General features: G+C 59.7%; 16 protein-coding genes and 1 pseudogene. 13 read left to right on the forward strand and 4 right to left on the reverse strand.

The window, feature by feature from the left end:
• The first annotated feature begins 97 nt into the window (after window positions 1-97).
• The 5 genes from ACCD02_RS17470 (at window position 98) to ACCD02_RS17490 (ending at window position 5,834) form a co-directional block, all read left to right on the forward strand.
• A complete protein-coding gene (locus ACCD02_RS17470; protein ID WP_413304257.1) occupies window positions 98-724 on the forward strand; it encodes a tRNA-(ms[2]io[6]A)-hydroxylase in 627 nt (208 codons plus the stop codon).
• A gap of 328 nt (window positions 725-1,052) precedes the next feature.
• Window positions 1,053-1,502 (forward strand): MarR family winged helix-turn-helix transcriptional regulator, encoded by a 450-nt coding sequence (locus ACCD02_RS17475; RefSeq protein ID WP_413304443.1) that lies wholly within the window; start codon window positions 1,053-1,055, stop codon window positions 1,500-1,502.
• Entirely contained in the window at window positions 1,499-2,980 is a 1,482-nt protein-coding gene (locus ACCD02_RS17480; RefSeq protein WP_413304260.1) for an efflux transporter outer membrane subunit, read from the forward strand. Before ACCD02_RS17475 ends, ACCD02_RS17480 begins: the two co-directional genes overlap by 4 nt.
• Before the next feature lie 10 nt (window positions 2,981-2,990).
• Window positions 2,991-4,232: an efflux RND transporter periplasmic adaptor subunit gene (locus ACCD02_RS17485; protein ID WP_413304263.1), complete on the forward strand. Its 1,242-nt coding sequence runs from the start codon at window positions 2,991-2,993 to the stop codon at window positions 4,230-4,232.
• Between the two features lie 63 nt (window positions 4,233-4,295).
• Complete coding sequence (locus tag ACCD02_RS17490) at window positions 4,296-5,834, forward strand: DHA2 family efflux MFS transporter permease subunit (protein ID WP_413304265.1); 1,539 nt, start codon at window positions 4,296-4,298, stop codon at window positions 5,832-5,834.
• Window positions 5,835-6,098: 264 nt separating this feature from the next.
• Here the strand turns inward: ACCD02_RS17490 and lpxH are convergent, their stop codons facing one another.
• Window positions 6,099-6,839: a UDP-2,3-diacylglucosamine diphosphatase gene (gene lpxH, locus ACCD02_RS17495; RefSeq protein ID WP_413304268.1), complete on the reverse strand. Its 741-nt coding sequence runs from the start codon at window positions 6,837-6,839 to the stop codon at window positions 6,099-6,101.
• Entirely contained in the window at window positions 6,836-7,339 is a 504-nt protein-coding gene (locus ACCD02_RS17500; protein ID WP_413304271.1) for a peptidylprolyl isomerase, read from the reverse strand. Before ACCD02_RS17500 ends, lpxH begins: the two co-directional genes overlap by 4 nt.
• A gap of 225 nt (window positions 7,340-7,564) precedes the next feature.
• Between ACCD02_RS17500 and ACCD02_RS17505 the strand changes: the two genes are divergently transcribed.
• Together ACCD02_RS17505 and cysS are read left to right on the forward strand one after the other, a co-directional pair.
• Window positions 7,565-9,259 (forward strand): glutamine--tRNA ligase/YqeY domain fusion protein, encoded by a 1,695-nt coding sequence (locus ACCD02_RS17505; RefSeq protein WP_413304273.1) that lies wholly within the window; start codon window positions 7,565-7,567, stop codon window positions 9,257-9,259.
• A 10-nt stretch (window positions 9,260-9,269) separates the two neighbouring features.
• Complete coding sequence (gene cysS, locus ACCD02_RS17510) at window positions 9,270-10,652, forward strand: cysteine--tRNA ligase (RefSeq protein ID WP_413304276.1); 1,383 nt, start codon at window positions 9,270-9,272, stop codon at window positions 10,650-10,652.
• A 107-nt stretch (window positions 10,653-10,759) separates the two neighbouring features.
• On the opposite strand, the pseudogene ACCD02_RS17515 reads toward cysS, so the two are convergent.
• Window positions 10,760-11,680: pseudogene (locus ACCD02_RS17515) on the reverse strand (sigma-54-dependent Fis family transcriptional regulator); the annotation flags it as partial.
• 1,271 nt (window positions 11,681-12,951) lie between these two features.
• Between ACCD02_RS17515 and ACCD02_RS17520 the strand changes: the two are divergent.
• From ACCD02_RS17520 to ACCD02_RS17545, 6 genes are all read left to right on the forward strand, one after another.
• Window positions 12,952-14,046, forward strand: coding sequence for an ABC transporter ATP-binding protein (locus tag ACCD02_RS17520; protein WP_413304278.1), 1,095 nt, complete (start codon window positions 12,952-12,954; stop codon window positions 14,044-14,046).
• The gene (locus ACCD02_RS17525; protein WP_413304280.1) at window positions 14,046-15,146 is read left to right on the forward strand and encodes an ABC transporter ATP-binding protein; all 1,101 of its coding nucleotides are present in this window, start codon (window positions 14,046-14,048) and stop codon (window positions 15,144-15,146) included. Before ACCD02_RS17520 ends, ACCD02_RS17525 begins: the two co-directional genes overlap by 1 nt.
• Window positions 15,139-16,002 carry a carbohydrate ABC transporter permease gene (locus ACCD02_RS17530; RefSeq protein ID WP_413304282.1) on the forward strand — a complete coding sequence of 288 codons (864 nt, stop codon included), beginning with the start codon at window positions 15,139-15,141 and terminating at the stop codon, window positions 16,000-16,002. Before ACCD02_RS17525 ends, ACCD02_RS17530 begins: the two co-directional genes overlap by 8 nt.
• Before the next feature lie 9 nt (window positions 16,003-16,011).
• Window positions 16,012-16,812 (forward strand): carbohydrate ABC transporter permease, encoded by an 801-nt coding sequence (locus tag ACCD02_RS17535; RefSeq protein WP_259102472.1) that lies wholly within the window; start codon window positions 16,012-16,014, stop codon window positions 16,810-16,812.
• A gap of 11 nt (window positions 16,813-16,823) precedes the next feature.
• The gene (locus ACCD02_RS17540; RefSeq protein WP_413304445.1) at window positions 16,824-17,096 is read left to right on the forward strand and encodes a DUF2160 domain-containing protein; all 273 of its coding nucleotides are present in this window, start codon (window positions 16,824-16,826) and stop codon (window positions 17,094-17,096) included.
• Between the two features lie 99 nt (window positions 17,097-17,195).
• Complete coding sequence (locus ACCD02_RS17545) at window positions 17,196-18,968, forward strand: ABC transporter substrate-binding protein (RefSeq protein WP_413304287.1); 1,773 nt, start codon at window positions 17,196-17,198, stop codon at window positions 18,966-18,968.
• A gap of 99 nt (window positions 18,969-19,067) precedes the next feature.
• On the opposite strand, the gene folD is transcribed toward ACCD02_RS17545, so the two are convergent.
• Window positions 19,068-19,922, reverse strand: coding sequence for a bifunctional methylenetetrahydrofolate dehydrogenase/methenyltetrahydrofolate cyclohydrolase FolD (gene folD, locus ACCD02_RS17550; protein WP_413304290.1), 855 nt, complete (start codon window positions 19,920-19,922; stop codon window positions 19,068-19,070).
• Between the last annotated feature and the right edge of the window lie 107 nt (window positions 19,923-20,029).

Here is a 20,029-nt window from a genome sequence, read left to right on the forward strand (position 1 = left end):
TTGATCCAGATCAGCGCCCGCCAGTGCAAAGAAACTGGCCCTGTGCCGTGACCCTCGTATAATGCTGCGCCTTGCCCATACCCTTACTTGTGAAGCCATGTTCCCGATCCCTGAAATCGAAGCCTTCCTGCTGTGCCGCACTCCCGACAGCTGGGTCCAGGCGGCACTGCAAAACCTCGACATCCTGTTGATCGACCATGCCAACAACGAGAAAAAGGCGGCCGGGGCGGCGTTTCAGTTCATGTTCCAGTACAACGACAAGTTCGATCTGCTGAGCAAGATGTCGCGTCTGGCCCGGGAAGAACTGCGTCATTTCGAACAGGTGCTGAGCATCATTCGCAAGCGCGAAATTCCCATGGCCAACGTCAGTTCAGCCCGTTATGCCGGCGCCTTGCGCAAGCGGGTGCGCAATCACAACCCCTACCGCCTGACCGATGCACTGATTGTCGGGGCCATTGTCGAGGCGCGCTCCTGCGAGCGCTTTGCCGCTCTGGTACCGCATCTGGACGAGGAGCTGGGCAAGTTCTACGCCGGGTTGCTCAAGTCCGAAGCCCGACACTTTCAGGATTACCTGAAACTGGCCTATGCCTATGGTGAGAAAGCTGACGTCGACGCCAAGATCGAGGAAATTCGTCAGGCCGAGCGCGAGCTGATCGAAAGCCCGGATGAGGAATTTCGCTTTCACAGTGGTGTGCCAGCACGGGCAGTCGAGTTGCAGCCGTAAAGAATGCGGGATCGGCTTTAGCCGGGAAGGCTTAGTACAGCCGGGCTCTCTCGATAGCCTGTCATAATCTCTTCCCGGCTAAAGCCGGTGCCACGCACTACAGGTACGCCGAAAACACCGGTTCTATTGAACCGGTTTTTTTTTGGAAAAAAACCAGCAAAAAAACTGAGCCAAATGCATGCGTCGTCTGTCGGAGCAGCAATAAGGTTACTAATTGTTTCGTTGACATTAGCTGCCTAGGCAGTAATATCACCATTAATTCCCTGCCTAGGCAGCTTTATAGGTGGTTCACGTGCATTTTTCCCCCGATAATTTCCGTTCCGGCCTTATGGGCATGCTTCTTGGGCGCACCAATATGCTCAAAGACCGCGTGCTCGATAAGTATCTTGAGCCCTACGGCGTCACGTCCTCGCAGTTCAAGGTCCTGATCATCATCGCCCAGTTCTGCGTGGATACCCCGGCCGAGCTGTGCCGCAGCCTTTCGCTGGACAGTGGTTCGATGACTCGCATGCTTGATCGGCTCGAGCAAAAGGGTTTGCTCGCCCGCAGCCGTTCGGTCGAAGACCGCCGCCAGGTTCGTTTGCTGCTCACCGACGAAGGGACCCGCCTGACGGATCTGCTCCCTACCATCGCTGCCAAGGCCATGAATGAGATGTTGGGCTGCCTCGAGGTCTCTGAAGTGGTTGCGTTGGAGCAGATTTTGACCAAGGTCCTGCGTAGCGCCGAGGACGAAGTCAGTATCGAGCGTCTGGATCGTTATGCCCGGGGTGACCAATGAGCGGCAGGAGTGTGCGTGCCAGTTTCAGCCTGATCGCCCTTGCCCTGAGTCTGGCCGGTTGCGCCAATTACGAGGGACTGCTGACCAGTGGCAAGAGCGTGGACGCCAAGCAGTTGCAGGCCAATCAGAGCCTGACCGGCGTCACCCTGACTCCCGCCGCCTGGCCCGCCAGTGACTGGTGGAAAAGCCTCGGCGACAGTCAGCTTGATGGCCTGATTGGCGAAGCCCTGCGCGACAGTCCGGATATGCAGGTCGCCAGTGCCCGTACTCATCAGGCCGCCGCTGCAGCCTATGCCGCCGATGCCGAGCGCATGCCGACCGTCGATGCCAGTGGCAGCGTCAGCCGTTCGCGCCTGGCCAAGGATCAGGACCCGAGCGGGCAGGGCGGCACCCTGAGTACGGTGCGCAGCCTGTCGGCGAGCTTCAATTACAACTTCGATCTGTGGGGCGGCCAGCGGGCTGCCTGGGAAGCGGCACTGGGCCAGGCCCGGGCCGCCGAGGTCGATCAACGTGCAGCACAGCTGACCCTGGCTGCCGATGTCGCCCGCGCCTACAGCAATCTGGCCCATGCCTATGCGGTTCGGGATCTGGCCGAAGAGGACCGCAGCCGCACACAGCAGATGCTCAAGCTTGGCAATCAGCGTCTGAAGTCCGGGATCGACAGCCAGTATCAGTATCAGCAGACCGAAAGTCTGGCCGCCACCTCCGAAGAGCAGTTCATCGACGCAGAAAAAAGCCTGCGCAGCGCCCAGATCGCCCTGTCAGTGTTGCTCGGCAAGGGCCCGGATCGCAGCAACCAGATGGTCCGTCCTGCTGTGCTGAAACCCGCGGTGGTTGCACTGCCGTCGATGCTGCCCGCCGAGCTGTTGGGCCGTCGCCCGGACCTGGTCGCGGCGCGCTGGCGTGTCGAGGCGGCAAGCAAAAGCATTGCCGCCAGCAAGACTCGCTTCTATCCCAACCTGAACCTCAGTGCCGCCGCCGGCACCGAGTCGCTGCTGGGTGATGCGTTGTTCGGTTCGGCCAGCCGCTTCTTTAACGTGGCACCGACCATTTCCCTGCCGCTGTTCGATGGCGGGCGCCTGCGTGCCGATCTCGACGCCCGGGATGCCGACTACGACCTGGCAGTGGCGCAGTACAACAAGAGTCTGATTCAGGCCTTGGGTGATGTCAGTGACGACATCAATCAATTGCGCGCTCTGGAAGGGCAGATCAAGGCGAGCCAGCACGCTACCGATGTGATCAAGCAGTCCTACGACACCGTGACCCAACGCTATGGCTCGGGCATCGGCAACTATCTGGATGTGCTGACCGTTGAACAGACTTTGCTGCAATCGCAGCGCCAATTGGCGGATCTCAACGCCGAACGTATCAATCTGTCGATCCTGTTGATGCAGGCACTCGGTGGTGGCTTCCAGGGGCAAGGCCCCGTGCAAGACCAGGCCCCGAATGTTCCGTCAACCGCTTCGCTGACTCATTAAGGTAACTGCCATGGCTACTGCCACTAGCGAAAACACTGCGGCGCCTGCCGCTAAAGACGACAACGCATCGAAAGAAAAGTCGCCTCAGGAAAAGGCCAAGAGCTCGGGCAAGCGCAAGCTCATGCTGCTGATCCTGCTGGTGATCGTGATTCTCGGCGCCGTCGGCGTGTGGTTCTGGTACGACCTGTACGGTCGCTGGAACGAAAGCACCGACGACGCTTATGTGAACGGCAACGTGGTCGCTGTCACACCGCTGGTGACCGGCACCGTGGTCAGCATCGGCGCTGATGATGGCGATCTTGTCCGTGAAGGCCAGATGCTCATCCAGTTCGACCCCAGCGATGCCAAGGTCAGCCTGCAAAGCGCCGAGGCCAACCTGGCCAAGACCGTGCGCCAGGTGCGCGGCCTGTACAGCAATGTCGATGGCCTGAAGGCGCAACTGGCCGCCCAGCGCGCCGAAGTGCAGAAGAATCAGGACAACTACAACCGTCGCCGCAATCTGGCGGCGGGCGGGGCGATTTCCCAGGAAGAGCTGTCCCACGCCAAGGATGACCTGACCAGCGCGCAGAACGCCCTGAACAACATCCAGCAGCAATTGGTCGGCAGCAAGGCTTTGGTGGATGACACCGTCGTTTCTTCCCACCCGGATGTGAAGGCGGCCGCCGCGCAAGTGCGCCAGGCCTATCTGAACAACGCCCGCAGCACGCTGATTGCCCCGGTGACCGGTTATGTCGCCAAGCGCACGGTACAACTGGGCCAGCGGGTTCAGCCGGGCACCACACTGATGTCGGTGATCCCCCTGGATCAGCTGTGGATCGACGCCAACTTCAAGGAAACCCAGTTGCAGAAGATGCGCATCGGTCAGCCGGTGGATATCGAGTCCGATGTGTACGGCAGTGACGTGAAATTCAGCGGCTCCATCGACAGCATCGGCGCCGGCACCGGCAGTGCGTTCGCCTTGCTGCCGGCGCAGAACGCCACCGGTAACTGGATCAAGATCGTCCAGCGTGTGCCGGTGCGGATTCACCTGAACCCCGATCAACTGGCCAGGTACCCGCTGCGCATCGGCCTGTCGACCGTGGTCAACGTCAATCTGCATGACCAGAGCGGGCCGATCCAGGCGCAGAAGCCGCCGCAAAAGGCCACGTTCAGCACTGACATCTATGACCAGCAGTTGCAGCAGGCCGAAGCCGATATCACCCGGCTGATCCATGAAAACAGCGCCGACGCCAGCAAGACCGTACAGCGCTGACCCGCCAATCCGTGCGCCCCGGCCGACCGGTCGGGGCGCCGTTCAAGTGTCAAAGGATTCGCGATGAGCGCTAACGCCCCTGCCTCTTTTACGCCTCCCAGTCTGCTGCTGACCACCATCGGCCTGTCCCTGGCGACCTTCATGCAGGTGCTCGACACCACCATCGCCAACGTTGCCCTGCCGACCATCGCCGGGAATCTGGGGGTGAGTTCGGAGCAGAGCACCTGGGTCATCACCTCGTTTGCCGTGAGCAACGCGATTGCCTTGCCCCTGACCGGCTGGCTCAGCCGCCGCGTGGGTGAGGTCAAGCTGTTTATCTGGGCGACCCTGCTGTTCGTACTGGCGTCTTTCCTCTGTGGGATTTCCACCTCCATGCCGGAACTGGTGGGCTTTCGCGTGCTGCAAGGTGTGGTCGCCGGGCCGCTGTACCCCATGACCCAGACCCTGCTGATTGCGGTCTATCCGCCAGCCAAGCGAGGCATGGCCCTGGCGCTGCTGGCGATGGTCACGGTTGTGGCGCCGATTGCCGGACCGATTCTCGGCGGCTGGATCACCGACAGTTACAGCTGGCCGTGGATCTTCTTTATCAACGTGCCGATCGGTTTGTTCGCCGCCTTTGTCGTGCGCATGCAGATGGCCACCCGACCGGTGAGCACCAGTCGCCAACCCATGGACTATATCGGCCTGATCAGCCTGATCCTCGGGGTCGGTGCCTTGCAGATCGTGCTGGACAAGGGCAACGACCTCGATTGGTTTGAATCTGACTTCATTATTATCGGCTCGGTGATCTCGGCGATATTCCTGGCGGTGTTCGTGATCTGGGAAATGACCGACAAGCATCCTATCGTCAACCTGCGCCTGTTTGCCTACCGTAACTTCCGGTTTGGCACCATTACCCTGGTTGGCGGTTATTCGGCGTTCTTCGGTATCAACCTGCTGTTGCCCCAGTGGTTGCAGACCCAGATGGGCTATACGCCGACCTATGCCGGGCTGGCGGTGGCGCCGATTGGTGTGCTGCCGGTATTGATGTCGCCGTTTGTCGGCAAATACGCCACGCGCTTCGACCTGCGGGTGCTGGCGGGGCTGGCGTTTCTCGGTCTGGGCATGAGTTGCTTCATGCGCGCCGGCTTCAATACCGATGTCGATTTCACCCACGTCGCCCTGGTGCAACTATTCATGGGCGCGGGTCTGGCGCTGTTCTTCATGCCGACCCTGACTATCCTGCTCTCCGACTTGCCGCCGCAGCAGATTGCCGATGGTTCGGGCCTGGCGACGTTCCTGCGTAACCTGGGGGGCAGCTTCGCGGCATCCCTGACTACATGGATCTGGAGCCGCCGGGCCATTCAGCACCACGCCTACCTGAGCGAGAGCATCACCACCTACGACCCGGCGACGCGTGATGCCCTGACGACCATGGGCGGAGCCAGTCAATCGGCCTATGCGCGCCTGGAATCGATCATCAGCAGCCAGGCGTACATGCTGTCCACGGTGGATTATTTCTACATGCTGGGCTGGGTGTTCATGGCCTTGATCGCCATTGTCTGGATGGCCAAGCCGCCGTTTGCCGCGAAAGCGGGGCCTGCGGCCGGTGGTGGGCATTGACGGCTCCGGGCATGAATTGCTGAGGGTAACCCCTGTGGGGGGCGAATGTTGTGGGAGATTCTATGTTTGCTTTAAAGCCAGAGCAGCCCCTTCGCGGATGAATCCGCTCCCACAGATCCGACGATATTCACGCACTATTGTGGGAGCGAATTCATTCGCGAAAGCTTTATTCCGGACGCCGCGAATGCGTTGGATGTACTGGCGCCTTCGCGGATGAATCCGCTCCCACAATCGCTGTGCAAAAGATAGCTTTTGCCCCATCAGTCAGTCGTTGCCTGGTAAGGGCCTAAAGTCGAACGCACTCAGATTGAACCCCTGATCATCCACCTGCAACGCCCAGCCCTGACGATCCCAGTCGCCCAGCACGATGCGCTGGGCAGTCTGGTCGTTGACCTGCAGTTTGTGGATGGCCGGGCGGTGAGTGTGGCCGTGGATCAGGGTACGTACGCCGTATTGGCTCATGATCCGCGGCACTTCTTCCGGGGTGACGTCGACGATGTCGTTGGCCTTCATGCGGGTCTGGACCTTGCTTTCACTGCGCAGCTTGCGCGCCAGCTTGTGCCGTGTGCGCAGGGGCAGGTGGCGCAGAATCCACAGGGTCAGCGGGTGGCGCAGGTAGCGGCGCAGGCGCATGTAGGCTTCGTCGCGGGTACACAGGCTGTCGCCGTGCATCAGCAAAACGGGCTCGCCGTTCATCGGGATGACGCTCGGGTCGTTCAACAGCGTGCAGCCGGCCGCCTTGCAAAAGGCCTGGCCGAGCATGAAGTCGCGATTGCCGTGCATCAGGAATATTTCAGTGCCACTGTCGCTGAGGTCGCGCAGGGCCTGGCAGATCGAGCGCTGGAAGGGCGACATGGCGTCGTCGCCGATCCAGGCTTCGAAGAAATCTCCGAGGATATACAGCGCCTTGGCAGTGCGGGCACGCCCGGTCAGCAGATCCAGAAACGCCAGGGTAATGTCCGGGCGTTGCTCCTCAAGATGCAGGTCGGAGATCAGTAAAATCACTCAATGATCTCGGCTTTCTCGATGATCACGTCTTCAGCAGGTACGTCCTGGTGGCCGGACTTGGAAGTGGTGGCCACGCCTTTGATCTTGTCGACAACGTCGCTGCCTTCGGTGACTTCACCGAATACCGCGTAGCCCCAGCCCTGCACGTTCTTGCCGCTGTGGTTGAGGAAGCTGTTATCGGCAACGTTGATGAAGAACTGCGCGGAGGCCGAATGCGGCTCCATGGTGCGGGCCATGGCGACCGAGTACTTCTTGTTCGGCAGGCCGTTGTCGGCTTCGTTCTGGATGCTTGGGCGCTTGTCTTTCTTTTCTTTCATGCCAGGCTCGAAACCGCCGCCCTGAATCATGAAGTTGCCGATGACACGGTGGAAAATGGTGTTTTCGTAGTGACCGGCGTTCACGTACTCGATGAAGTTGGCGACGGTGATCGGCGCCTTTTCAGCGTTGAGTTCCAGGACGATATCGCCGTGGTTGGTCGTCAGTTTTACTTTGGACATGTTCGAATCGCTCTTGTGGGCATGCGTGAATGAAGGTTTGGCGTGCATCGCCAGTGCTGCCGATTTAACCCAGGCGCGCAGTTTAAAGGCGTTATCCGTTCAGCGGTAGTTCCGGCTGTTGAGGGTTTTATCACGGCGCCCTGTCAGGGCCTTGACAGCTTGGGCTATGATAGACGTTTTGTTTGGTCGGCCGCCGCTGGCCGCACTAGTATGTCCAAGGATCCCATGAGCAAGCCCACTCAAGACCCCGCTGCGAATTCAAAGGCAGGCCCTGCTGTTCCAACCAACTTCCTGCGCCCGATCATTCAGGCGGACCTGGACTCTGGCAAGCACGTCAAGATCGTCACCCGCTTCCCGCCTGAGCCCAACGGTTACCTGCACATCGGCCACGCCAAGTCGATCTGTGTGAACTTCGGCCTGGCCCAGGAGTTCGGGGGCGTCACGCATCTGCGTTTCGACGACACCAACCCGGCCAAGGAAGACCAGGAATACATCGACGCCATTGAAAGCGACGTCAAGTGGCTGGGTTTCGAGTGGGACGGCGCCGTGCGTTATGCCTCGCAGTATTTCGATCAACTGCACGACTGGGCTGTCGAGCTGATCAAGGCAGGCAAGGCCTACGTCGACGACCTGACCCCTGAGCAGGCCCGGGAATACCGCGGCACCCTGACCGAGCCTGGCAGGAACAGCCCGTTCCGCGAGCGCGGCGTCGAGGAAAACCTTGACCTGTTCGCCCGCATGAAGGCCGGTGAGTTCGAAGACGGCAAGCGCGTACTGCGCGCCAAGATCGACATGGCCTCGCCGAACATGAACCTGCGCGACCCGATCCTGTATCGCATCCGCCATGCCCATCACCACCAGACCGGTGACAAATGGTGCATCTACCCGATCTACGACTTTACCCACGGTCAATCGGACGCCATCGAAGGCATCACCCACTCGATCTGCACCCTGGAGTTCGAAAGCCACCGTCCGCTGTACGACTGGTTCCTCGATAACCTGCCGGTGCCGTGCAAGCCGCGCCAGTACGAGTTCTCGCGCCTGAACCTGAACTACACCATCACCAGCAAGCGCAAGCTCAAGCAACTGGTCGATGAAAAGCACGTCAATGGCTGGGACGATCCGCGCATGTCCACGCTGTCGGGCTTCCGCCGCCGTGGCTATACGCCGAAATCGATCCGCAACTTCTGCGAAATGATCGGCACCAACCGTTCCGACGGTGTAGTGGACTTCGGCATGCTTGAATTCAGCATCCGTGACGACCTGGACCACAGCGCCCCCCGTGCAATGTGCGTACTGCGTCCGCTGAAAGTCGTGATCACCAACTATCCGGAAGGTCAGGTCGATCACCTGGAACTGCCGCGTCACCCGAAAGAAGACCTGGGTGTGCGCAAGCTGCCGTTCTCCCGCGAGATCTACATCGATCGCGACGACTACATGGAAGAGCCGCCCAAGGGCTACAAGCGTCTGGAGCCTAACGGCGAAGTGCGCCTGCGCGGCAGCTATGTAATCCGTGCCGACGAAGCGATCAAGGACGCCGACGGCAATATTGTCGAACTGCGCTGTTCCTACGATCCGGACACCCTGGGCAAGAATCCTGAGGGCCGCAAGGTCAAGGGTGTCATTCACTGGGTACCGGCTGCCGAGAGCATCGAGTGCGAAGTGCGTCTGTACGATCGCCTGTTCCGCTCGCCGAACCCTGAAAAAACCGAAGAAGGCGCCAGCTTCCTGGACAACATCAATCCGGACTCCCTGCAAGTACTGACGGGTTGTCGTGCTGAACCCTCGTTGGGGCAAGCACAGCCGGAAGACCGTTTCCAGTTCGAACGCGAAGGCTATTTCTGCGCGGACATCAAGGACTCCAAACCTGGTCAACCGGTCTTCAACCGCACAGTGACCCTGCGCGATTCCTGGACCTGAGGTTAAGTCATTGCTTTCTATCTACAACACGCTCACCAAGAGCAAAGAAGTCTTCAAGCCGCTGGATGGCAACAAGGTGCGCATGTATGTCTGCGGGATGACCGTGTACGACTACTGCCACCTGGGCCATGGCCGCAGCATGGTGGCTTTCGACCTGGTGACCCGCTGGCTGCGCTTCAGCGGTTATGACCTGACGTACGTGCGCAACATCACCGACATCGACGACAAGATCATCAATCGCGCCCGTGAAAACGGCGAGTCGTTCGAAGCCCTGACTGCACGCATGATCGACGCCATGCACGAGGACGAGGCCCGGCTCAATATCCTCAAGCCGGACATGGAGCCCCGTGCCACCGACCATATTGCCGGCATGCACGCGATGATCCAGACCCTGATCGACAAGGGTTATGCCTACGCGCCGGGCAATGGCGACGTGTACTACCGCGTCGGCAAGTTCCTCGGCTATGGCAAGCTGTCACGCAAGAAGATCGAAGACCTGCGCATCGGTGCGCGGATCGAGGTCGACGAATCCAAGGACGATCCGCTGGACTTCGTCTTGTGGAAAGGCGTCAAGCCGGGTGAGCCGAGCTGGGAGTCGCCTTGGGGGCCGGGGCGTCCGGGCTGGCATATTGAGTGCTCGGTGATGTCCACCTGCTGCCTGGGTGAGACCTTCGATATTCATGGTGGCGGCAGCGACCTCGAGTTCCCGCACCATGAAAACGAAATCGCCCAGAGCGAGGCGGCCACCGGCAAGACCTACGCCAATGCCTGGCTGCACTGCGGCATGATCCGCATCAATGGCGAGAAGATGTCCAAGTCCTTGAACAACTTCTTCACCATTCGCGACGTGCTGGAGAAATACCATCCGGAGGTGGTGCGTTACCTGTTGGTATCGAGCCATTACCGCAGCGCGATCAACTATTCCGAAGACAGCCTGAAAGAGTCCAAGGGCGCACTGGAGCGTTTCTATCACGCCCTCAAGGGACTGCCGGTGGCCGAGCCAGCTGGCGGCGAAGCACTGGTCGAGCGTTTCACTGCGGCCATGGACGATGATTTCGGCACGCCGGAAGCCTGCGCCGTGCTGTTCGAGATGGTCCGGGAAATCAACCGTCTGCGGGACACCGATATTGCCGCTGCGGCAGGTCTGGCAGCGCGTCTGAAGCAATTGGCCAGCGTGCTGGGCGTCCTGCAGCTGGAAGCCGATGACTTCCTGCGTGCCGGTGCCGAAGGCAAGGTCGATGCGGCAGAAGTCGAAGCGCTGATCCAGGCGCGTCTGCAAGCCCGCACCGACAAGAACTGGGCCGAATCCGACCGCATCCGCGATCAGCTCACCGCCATGGGCGTGGTGCTGGAAGATGGCAAGGGCGGGACGACGTGGCGGTTGGCGGATTGATATCTGCCTGACATGCGGCTCTCTGTAGGAGCTGCCGCAGGCTGCGAATGATGGTGTCTGACACACCGCTTTCGCAGCCTTCGGCAGCTCCTACAGGGCGGGTTTTTTCAGGTGCTCTGCTCGCGCAGGCGCTTGTACAAGGTATTACGGCTGACCCCCAGCCGTTTTGCCAGCTGTGAAATATTGCCCCCTGCCGCCTGCAACAGGCGGTTCAGGTCCTCGGGGTTGTCCAGGCTGGCCTGGTTGAGGAGCGGCTGCGAGACTTGCGAGCGGTTTTCTTCCTGCTCTTGATCCAGATCGGCAAAAAAGTCTTCCGGCAGATGTTCGGTGCTGATCGGTTCATCATCGGCCAGGGCCAGAGCCACTTGAATGACGCTGCTCATTTGCCGCAGGTTGCCGGGCCACGGATGCTGTTCGAACAGTTCCAGCACCTCGCGCTCAAAGCCCGCCACTTGCCAGTCTTCGCGATGCTGTTCCCATAAGCGCTGAATCAACGCGGTCTTGTCGCTGCGCTGGCGCAGGGGCGGCAGTTCCAGGTTCAGGCCGCTGATGCGGTAGTACAGGTCTTGACGGAAGTGGCCGGACTGCACCTGCTCGCGCAGCGGGCGGTTGGTCGCCGAGACCAGGCGGATATCCACCGGGAATAGCTCACTGCTGCCCAAGGGCTGCACACAGCGCTCTTGCAGTACGCGCAGCAGGCGGGCCTGTACTGGCAGGGGCATATCACCGATTTCATCGAGGAACAGCGTGCCTTTATCGGCCTTGCGGATCAAACCGATGCTGCCTTTCTGATTGGCACCGGTGAAGGCGCCGCGTTCGTAGCCGAACAGCTCCGACTCCACCAGGTCTGCCGGTATGGCGGCGCAGTTCACTGCTATAAACGGCTGTTCCGCCCGGGAGCCAGCCTGATGCAGCGCCTTGACGAACACCTCCTTGCCCACCCCGGTTTCGCCATGGATCAGCACCGGGATGTTTTTTTCAATCAGCTTGCCCGCCTGACGCACGGCCTTCTCGATCCGGGCATCGCCGGGGCCGATGGCGTCCAGGGCGATGCCTGAAGTGCTCGGGGCAGGGCGGGGTGCCAGCGGTTTGACCGAATGCAGGATGCGCTGCGCACGGCTCTGGCGTTGCGGGCGGCGCAGGACTCCGTGGAAGCGGTTATGCCCCGAGGCTTGCAGGGCGAAGGGCTGGCCTTCGGCTTTGTCGAGCAGTTGCGCCACGGGCGTCTTGAACAGATTTTCGATATTGGCCCGCAGCAGGCTCAGGCCCAGCAGGCTGTCGGCGCGACGATTGGCGCAGAGGATGCGTCCGCTTTCGTCGAAGATCAGCAGCCCGGCCCATTGGCTGTCCAGATTGTTCAGGCCGGTATTGAAGGTCAGCTGGAAGCAGCCGTCCTGGAATTGATCAAGGATCAGCCGGTTTTCCACTGACTGACTCATCATCCGCACCACACCCAGGGTGTGGGAGGGTGGCAGGAAGCTGTCGCTGGAGACATCGAGTACCGCAATCACCCGACGATTGGCGTCGAAAATCGGTGCCGCCGAGCCGGTCATGAAACGGTTGGCCTTGAGAAAGTGCTCGTCGTGCTGGATATGTACCGCCTGCTCGCAGGCCAGGGCGGTGCCGATGGCGTTGGTACCGGTGCCCTGTTCGACCCAGCAGGCGCCCGCGACAAAACCCAGGCCTTGGGCCGGATCGACAAAACGCTTGTTGCCCCACGAATTGAGCACCTGCCCATGTTGATCGGCCAGCAGGATCAGGCAGTCGGAATTGCTCAGGATGTTTTCGTAGAAGGGCAGCACTTGCTGATGGGTGGTCTGCACCAGGGATTCATGGCGCTCCAATAGCTGGCTGACCTGCGCATCAGGCAATTGTCCGAAGGACGGGCGTGATTGATGGTCGAGGCCGAAATCCCGACAGCGGCTCCAGGAGTCCTGAATGATGATGTCGTGGGCAAGCGATGCACTGGGGTTGGCCATGGGTATCGATCCTGCGGTGCTTTTATTTTTTTTGTCGTTGGACCTGCGCGCAACCTGTTCAGGGGGCGGCGGTGTTCACAGAGTGTCGTTCAGCAGTGTTCAAAGTCAATGTTCATTTTGTTCAGGTGTTCAGATTTTGGTGTTCACTTTTGTTCAGCTTTGAACGTCGTTTTTTTCAGGGAATGACAGAAAAGGCTCTAATCAAGGTGTTTTAGGCGAGGTTGGAGGTTTGGCACGGTTATCGCTAACGAATAATCATTCGAATGTTTGTGAATGCTACTCGTAAACACCCTAATAAGAATGAACAAAAAGGGCACACCATGTCTCTCACCCTGGAGCACGTCAGCCGCACGGTTGATGGTCAAACCTGGATCGACGACGTATCCCTGAGCTTTGAAGCCGGTTCTTTCAACGTATTGCTGGGGCGGACGTTGTCCGGCAAGACCAGCCTGATGCGTCTGATGGCCGGGCTGGACAAGCCAGACAGCGGTCGAATCCTGATGAACGGCGTCGATGTCACCGGCCAGTCGGTACGTCAGCGCAATATCTCGATGGTCTATCAGCAGTTCATCAATTATCCGAGCATGACGGTGTTCGACAACATTGCCTCGCCTTTGCGCCAGACCGGTGTGTCGAAAGAGGTGATCGAAAGCAAGGTGCGGGAAACCGCGCGGATGCTGCGCATCGAAAAGTTCCTGCCACGCTATCCGCTGGAGCTGTCCGGTGGCCAGCAGCAGCGCACGGCCATGGCCCGGGCGCTGATCAAGGATGCCGGGCTGATCCTGTTCGATGAGCCCCTGGTCAACCTGGACTACAAGCTGCGTGAAGAGCTGCGTCAGGAAATGCGCGAACTGTTCGCCGCGCGCAACACCATTGCGGTCTACGCCACCACCGAACCCAACGAGGCCCTGGCCCTGGGCGGTACCACCACCATCCTTCATGAGGGCCGCCTGATCCAGAGCGGCGTGACCCCGCACGTCTATCACCAGCCGCAGACCGTATTGGCCGCCGAGCTGTTTTCCGAGCCGCCAATCAACCTGATGCCGGGCCGTATTGATGGCAACGAAGTCAGCTTTGCCAACTTCGTACACTTCCCGCTCAATGTCGATCTGCGCACTATCGGCGACGGTTACTACCGTTTTGGCGTACGTCCCAGCCATCTGAGCCTGGTGCCGTCCAACGATGACGATCTGGAGCTGGCGGTTACCGTGGAACTGGCCGAGATCAGCGGTTCGGAAACCTTCCTGCACGTGCGCAATGAGCATTTCTCCCTGGTATTGCACCTGCCGGGCGTCCACGCCTATGACGTCGATGCGCCGATCCGCGTGTATATCCCGACCCACAAACTATTCGTATTCGATCAGCAGGACCGCTTGATTCAAGCGCCGGGCCTGCGCATGGCGAGGGTTGCCTGATGGCCGAGATCCGTTTGCAGAACCTCGCCCATAGCTACAGCAAGACGCCGGGCGGCCCCGAAGACTACGCGATCCGCGAGATGACCCACATCTGGAACCAGGGCGGCGCCTACGCGTTGCTCGGGCCTTCCGGCTGCGGCAAGTCGACTCTGCTCAATATCATTTCCGGCCTGCTCAGCCCTTCGGAAGGGCAGGTACTGTTCGATGGCAAGCGGGTCAACGACCTGACCCCGGAAAAGCGCAATATCGCTCAGGTTTTCCAGTTCCCGGTGGTCTACGACACCATGACGGTGTTCGACAACCTGGCCTTCCCGCTGCGCAATCAGGGCGTCGATGAGGCCCGGGTCAAGACCAAGGTCAACGAGATTGCCGAAGTTCTCGACCTGCAGGAGCTGCTGAAAAAGAAAGCCAGCAACCTGACCGCCGATGAGAAGCAGAAGGTTTCCATGGGCCGCGGCCTGGTTCGGGATGATGTGTCGGCGATTCTGTTCGACGAACCCCTGACCGTGATTGACCCGCACCTGAAGTGGAAACTGCGGCGCAAGCTCAAGCAGATCCATGAGCAGTTCAATATCACCATGGTCTACGTCACCCACGATCAGTTGGAGGCTTCTACCTTCGCCGACAAGATCGCGGTGATGTACGGCGGCCAGATCGTCCAGTTCGGCACGCCGCGTGAGCTGTTCGAGAAGCCGTTGCACACCTTTGTCGGCTACTTCATTGGCAGCCCCGGCATGAACCTGATCGACGTCCGCCCCGAAATTGGTGGTGTCGGCTTTGGCGATGTCCATCTGGCCTTGCCGCAAGCCATGCAGGACACCCTCGCAGCGACGCCATGGAAAACCCTGAAAGTCGGCATCCGCCCCGAGTTCGTGCATGTCTGGGACGGCCCGTTCGAAGAAGCCATGTGTGCGGACGTGACCTATGTCGAAGATCTGGGTACGTACAAGATCCTGACCCTGGACCTGGCCGGGCAGAAGCTCAAGGTGCGCCTGCAGGAAGACAAGCCGGTGCCGGAGGGCAAGGCCTGGATCAGTTTCCCCGGGCAGTGGCTGATGCTGTACGCCGATGACTTTTTGCTGGAGCCTGGCCATGAATAAGGTGCACAACAACAAGGCCTGGTGGCTGGTTCTGCCGGTCTTCCTGCTGGTGGCCTTCAGCGCCATCGTGCCGATGATGACCGTGGTCAACTACTCGGTACAGGACATTTTCGACCAGTCCAGCCGCTATTTCGTCGGCGCCGACTGGTTCCGTCAGGTGCTGCGTGATCCGCGTCTGCACGACTCGCTGCTGCGTCAGTTCATCTACTCGGCTTGTGTGCTGTTGATCGAAATCCCATTGGGGATCGCGGTGGCCCTGTGCATGCCGAGCAAGGGTCGCTGGTCCACGGTCTGCCTGATCCTGATGACCATTCCGCTGCTTATTCCCTGGAACGTGGTAGGCACCATCTGGCAGATCTTTGGCCGTGGCGATATCGGTCTGCTGGGCTGGACCCTGAATAAACTCGGCATCAGCTATAACTATGCGGCCAACAGCGCCGACGCCTGGGTCACCGTACTGGTGATGGACGTCTGGCACTGGACCTCCCTGGTGGCCATGCTCAGCTATTCCGGCCTGCGTGCCATTCCGGACGTGTATTACCAGGCGGCGCGGATCGATCAGGCTTCGTCCTGGGCCATCTTCCGTCATATCCAGTTGCCGAAAATGAAGAGCGTGCTGCTGATCGCGGTGATGCTGCGTTTCATGGACAGCTTCATGATCTACACCGAACCGTTCGTGCTCACGGGCGGCGGGCCGGGCAACTCGACCACCTTCCTCAGCCAGACCCTGACCACCATGGCGCTGGGGCAATTCGACCTCGGCCCGGCGGCGGCATTCTCGCTGGTGTATTTCCTGATCATCCTGTTGGTCTCCTGGCTGTTCTATACCGCCATGACCCACAGCGACAAGAACTGAGGAGCGGCCATGAACGCGCGCAAAATGGTTCCGTTAGTCCTGTACATCCTGTTTCTGCTGGTGCCGATTTATTGGCTGGTGAACATGTCGTTCAAGACCAATGGCGAGATTCTCGGCGGCCTCAGCCTGTGGCCGCAGGATTTTACCCTGGCCAACTACAAGGTGATCTTCACCGATGAGAGCTGGTACAGCGGCTACATCAACTCGCTGTACTACGTGTGCCTGAACACGGTGATTTCGCTGACGGTGGCGCTGCCTGCCGCCTATGCGTTCTCGCGTTATCGCTTTCTCGGCGATAAACACCTGTTCTTCTGGCTGCTGACCAACCGCATGGCGCCACCGGCAGTGTTCCTGCTGCCGTTCTTCCAGTTGTATTCGTCCATTGGCCTGTTCGATACCCATATTGCGGTGGCATTGGCTCATTGCCTGTTCAACGTGCCGCTGGCGGTGTGGATCCTGGAAGGCTTTATCTCGGGTGTGCCGAAGGAAATCGACGAAACCGCCTACATTGACGGTTATAGCTTTCCCAAGTTTTTCCTGAAGATTTTCATTCCTCTGATCGGCTCCGGCATTGGCGTCACGGCGTTCTTCTGCTTCATGTTCTCGTGGGTCGAATTGCTGCTGGCGCGGACTCTGACTTCCGTGAATGCCAAGCCAATCGCCGCAGTGATGACTCGCACCGTATCCGCCTCCGGCATCGACTGGGGTGTACTGGCTGCGGCCGGGGTACTGACCATTCTGCCGGGCATGCTGGTGATCTGGTTCGTTCGCAATCACGTGGTCAAGGGCTTTGCCCTGGGCCGGGTATAAGGAGTCGCATGATGGATTGGATGGCCTGGACTACCCTCACTGCTGCCTTCTTCGGCGCCATTGCGGCGGCGCTGGTCGGCATGACGATCTGGGAGCTGCGTTCGCCGTGCGTCGAACGCCGCGGTTTTCTGCCGATCACCACCAGTCGTGGCGATCGCCTGTTTATCGGACTTCTTGGTAGCGCCTACCTGCATTTGCTGGTAATTGGCGTGACGGACTGGAGCATCTGGATCGCTTCGGTGGTTTCCCTGGTGTGGCTGTTGCTGGTGATGCGTTGGGGGTAGTCGTCCTTTGCATGGGCGACAAGAGTGGCACGCTTGAGATTTTCAGGACCCCGGTCGGATCAGCATCCGGCCGGTTGATAACAACAACTGGAGGTATCTATGTTCTATAAAAACAACAAACTGCGACATAGCGTGTCGCTGGCAGCGATGCTGGCGTTGAGTGGATTGAGCGTAACGGCCTGGGCCGATCAGTTCGAAGAAGCTGCAAAAAAATGGGCCGGTAGCGAGTTCAAGCCAACGACCCTGTCGGATGCAGAGCAGCTCAAGGAACTGGAGTGGTTCATCGAGGCCGCCAAACCGTTCCGTGGCATGGATATCAAGGTGGTGTCGGAAACCCTGACCACCCACGAGTACGAGTCCAAGGTGCTGGCCAAGGCGTTCACCGAAATCACTGGCATCAAGGTCACCCATGACCTGCTCCAGGAAGGTGACGTTATCGAGAAGCTGCAAACTGCCATGCAGTCGGACAAAAGTATTTATGACGGTTGGGTCAACGACTCCGACCTGATCGGTACGCACATGCGCTATGGCAAGGCACTGTCGCTGACCGATCTGATGGCCAGCCCTGAAGGCGCCAAGGTCACTTCGCCGACCCTGGACATCAAGGACTTCATCGGCACTTCCTTCACCACTTCCCCGGACGGCAAGCTGTATCAGCTGCCCGACCAGCAGTTCGCCAACCTGTACTGGTTCCGCGCCGATTGGTTCGAGCGTCCTGACCTGAAAGAGAAGTTCAAGGCCAAGTACGGCTACGAGCTGGGTGTGCCGGTCAACTGGTCTGCCTACGAGGACATCGCCAAGTTTTTCAGCGAAGACGTCAAGGAAATCGACGGCAAGAAAGTCTACGGTCACATGGACTACGGCAAGAAAGACCCGTCCCTGGGCTGGCGCTTCACCGATGCCTGGTTCTCCATGGCCGGCAGCGGCGACAAGGGCCTGCCGAACGGTCTGCCGGTGGACGAGTGGGGCATTCGCGTAGAGGACTGCCATCCGGTCGGCTCCAGCATTACCCGTGGTGGCGACACCAACGGTCCGGCGGCTGTGTTCGCAACCCAGAAATACATCGACTGGCTCAAAGCCTACGCACCACCTGAAGCTGCTGGCATGACCTTCTCCGAGTCGGGGCCGGTGCCGTCCCAGGGTAACGTTGCGCAACAGATTTTCTGGTACACCGCTTTCACTGCCGACATGACCAAGCCAGGTCTGCCGGTCATGAACGCCGATGGCACGCCGAAATGGCGCATGGCGCCTTCGCCGAAAGGCCCGTACTGGAAAGAAGGCATGAAGCTGGGCTATCAGGACGTGGGTTCGTGGACCTTCCTGAAGTCTTCCGACGAGAAGAAACGCAATGCGGCCTGGCTGTATGCGCAGTTCGTGACGTCCAAGTCGGTATCGCTGAAGAAAACCATCGTAGGTCTGACGCCGATTCGTGAGTCGGACATCAACTCCAAGGAAATGACCGCCCTGGCACCGAAACTCGGTGGTCTGGTCGAGTTCTATCGCAGCCCGGCCCGTGTGCAATGGTCGCCGACCGGCACCAACGTACCGGACTATCCGAAACTGGCACAGTTGTGGTGGAGCCATGTGGCCGAAGCCGTGACCGGCGAGAAAAGCGCTCAGGCAGCACTGGACGGCCTGGCCAAGGATCAGGATGCCATCATGACCCGTATCGAGCGTTCCAAGGTTCAAGAGGCGAGTGGTTGCGCGCCGAAGATGAACCCGGAAACCTCGGCTGAAGAGTGGTACAAAAAGGCTGAGCAAAGCGGTGGCAAGTTCCTCGCGCCACAGCGCAAGCTGGCCAATGAGAAGCCCAAAGGCGAAACCATTGCCTACGCTGACCTGCTGAAAAGCTGGGAAAACGCCAAGAAGTAACATTTGGTAGAAACAAAGCGGCACCTTCGGGTGTGGGAAATAAAAAAGCCCCGACTGTTACCAGTCGGGGCTTTTTTTGTGCTGCCTGCCTGTCGTTGATCAGCCGTGCAGGGTTTCTGCCGCGTACAAAGTGTTTTCCAGCAGGCAGGCGCGGGTCATCGGGCCTACGCCGCCCGGCACCGGGGTGATCCAGCTGGCACGGGGCAGGGCGGTTTCGTACACCACGTCGCCAACCAGCTTGCCGTCTTCCTGGCGGTTGATACCAACGTCGATGACGATGGCGCCTTCCTTGACCCACTCGCCCTTGACCAGCCCCGGCTTGCCGGCGGCCACCACCACCAGATCAGCGCGACCGACATGGCCGGCCAGATCCTTGGTGAAGCGGTGGGTGACGGTCACGGTGCAGCCTGCCAGCAACAGTTCCATCGCCATGGGGCGACCGACGATATTGGAGGCGCCGACAATAACCGCATCCATCCCGTACAGATCGACACCGGTGCTTTCCAGCAGGGTCATGATCCCTTTCGGCGTGCACGGGCGCAGCAGGGGGATGCGCTGGGCCAGGCGACCTACGTTATAAGGATGGAAACCATCGACGTCCTTGTCGGGGCGGATTCGCTCCAGCAGCAGCGACGCATCCAGATGCTCCGGCAGCGGCAGTTGCAGCAGCACGCCGTCGATAGTGGCGTCGTCATTGAGGCTGTCGATCAGGTCGGTGAGTTCGGCCTGGGTAGTTTGCGCAGGAAGGTCGTAGGCCTTGGAAATAAAGCCGACTTCCTCGCAATCCTTGCGCTTGTGCGAGACATAGACCTGGGATGCAGGATCGCTGCCCACCAGAATCACCGCCAGGCCCGGCGTACGCAGGCCCTGTTGGCGACGTTCGGCGACACGTTTGGCGATCTGCTGGCGCAGGCCGGCGGCGATCGCTTTGCCGTCGATTAGTTTTGCAGTCATGACGGGTGATTAACCATCGAGAGGGATTGAAAAAGAGCGCGCATTCTCGCATGTCATGACGCAGGGGCAAAGGCGCTTGCTCGGCATATTCCGCTAACTCCTTTATC

The organism is Pseudomonas sp. Pseusp88, assembly GCF_047303955.1.
GTDB lineage: Bacteria > Pseudomonadota > Gammaproteobacteria > Pseudomonadales > Pseudomonadaceae > Aquipseudomonas.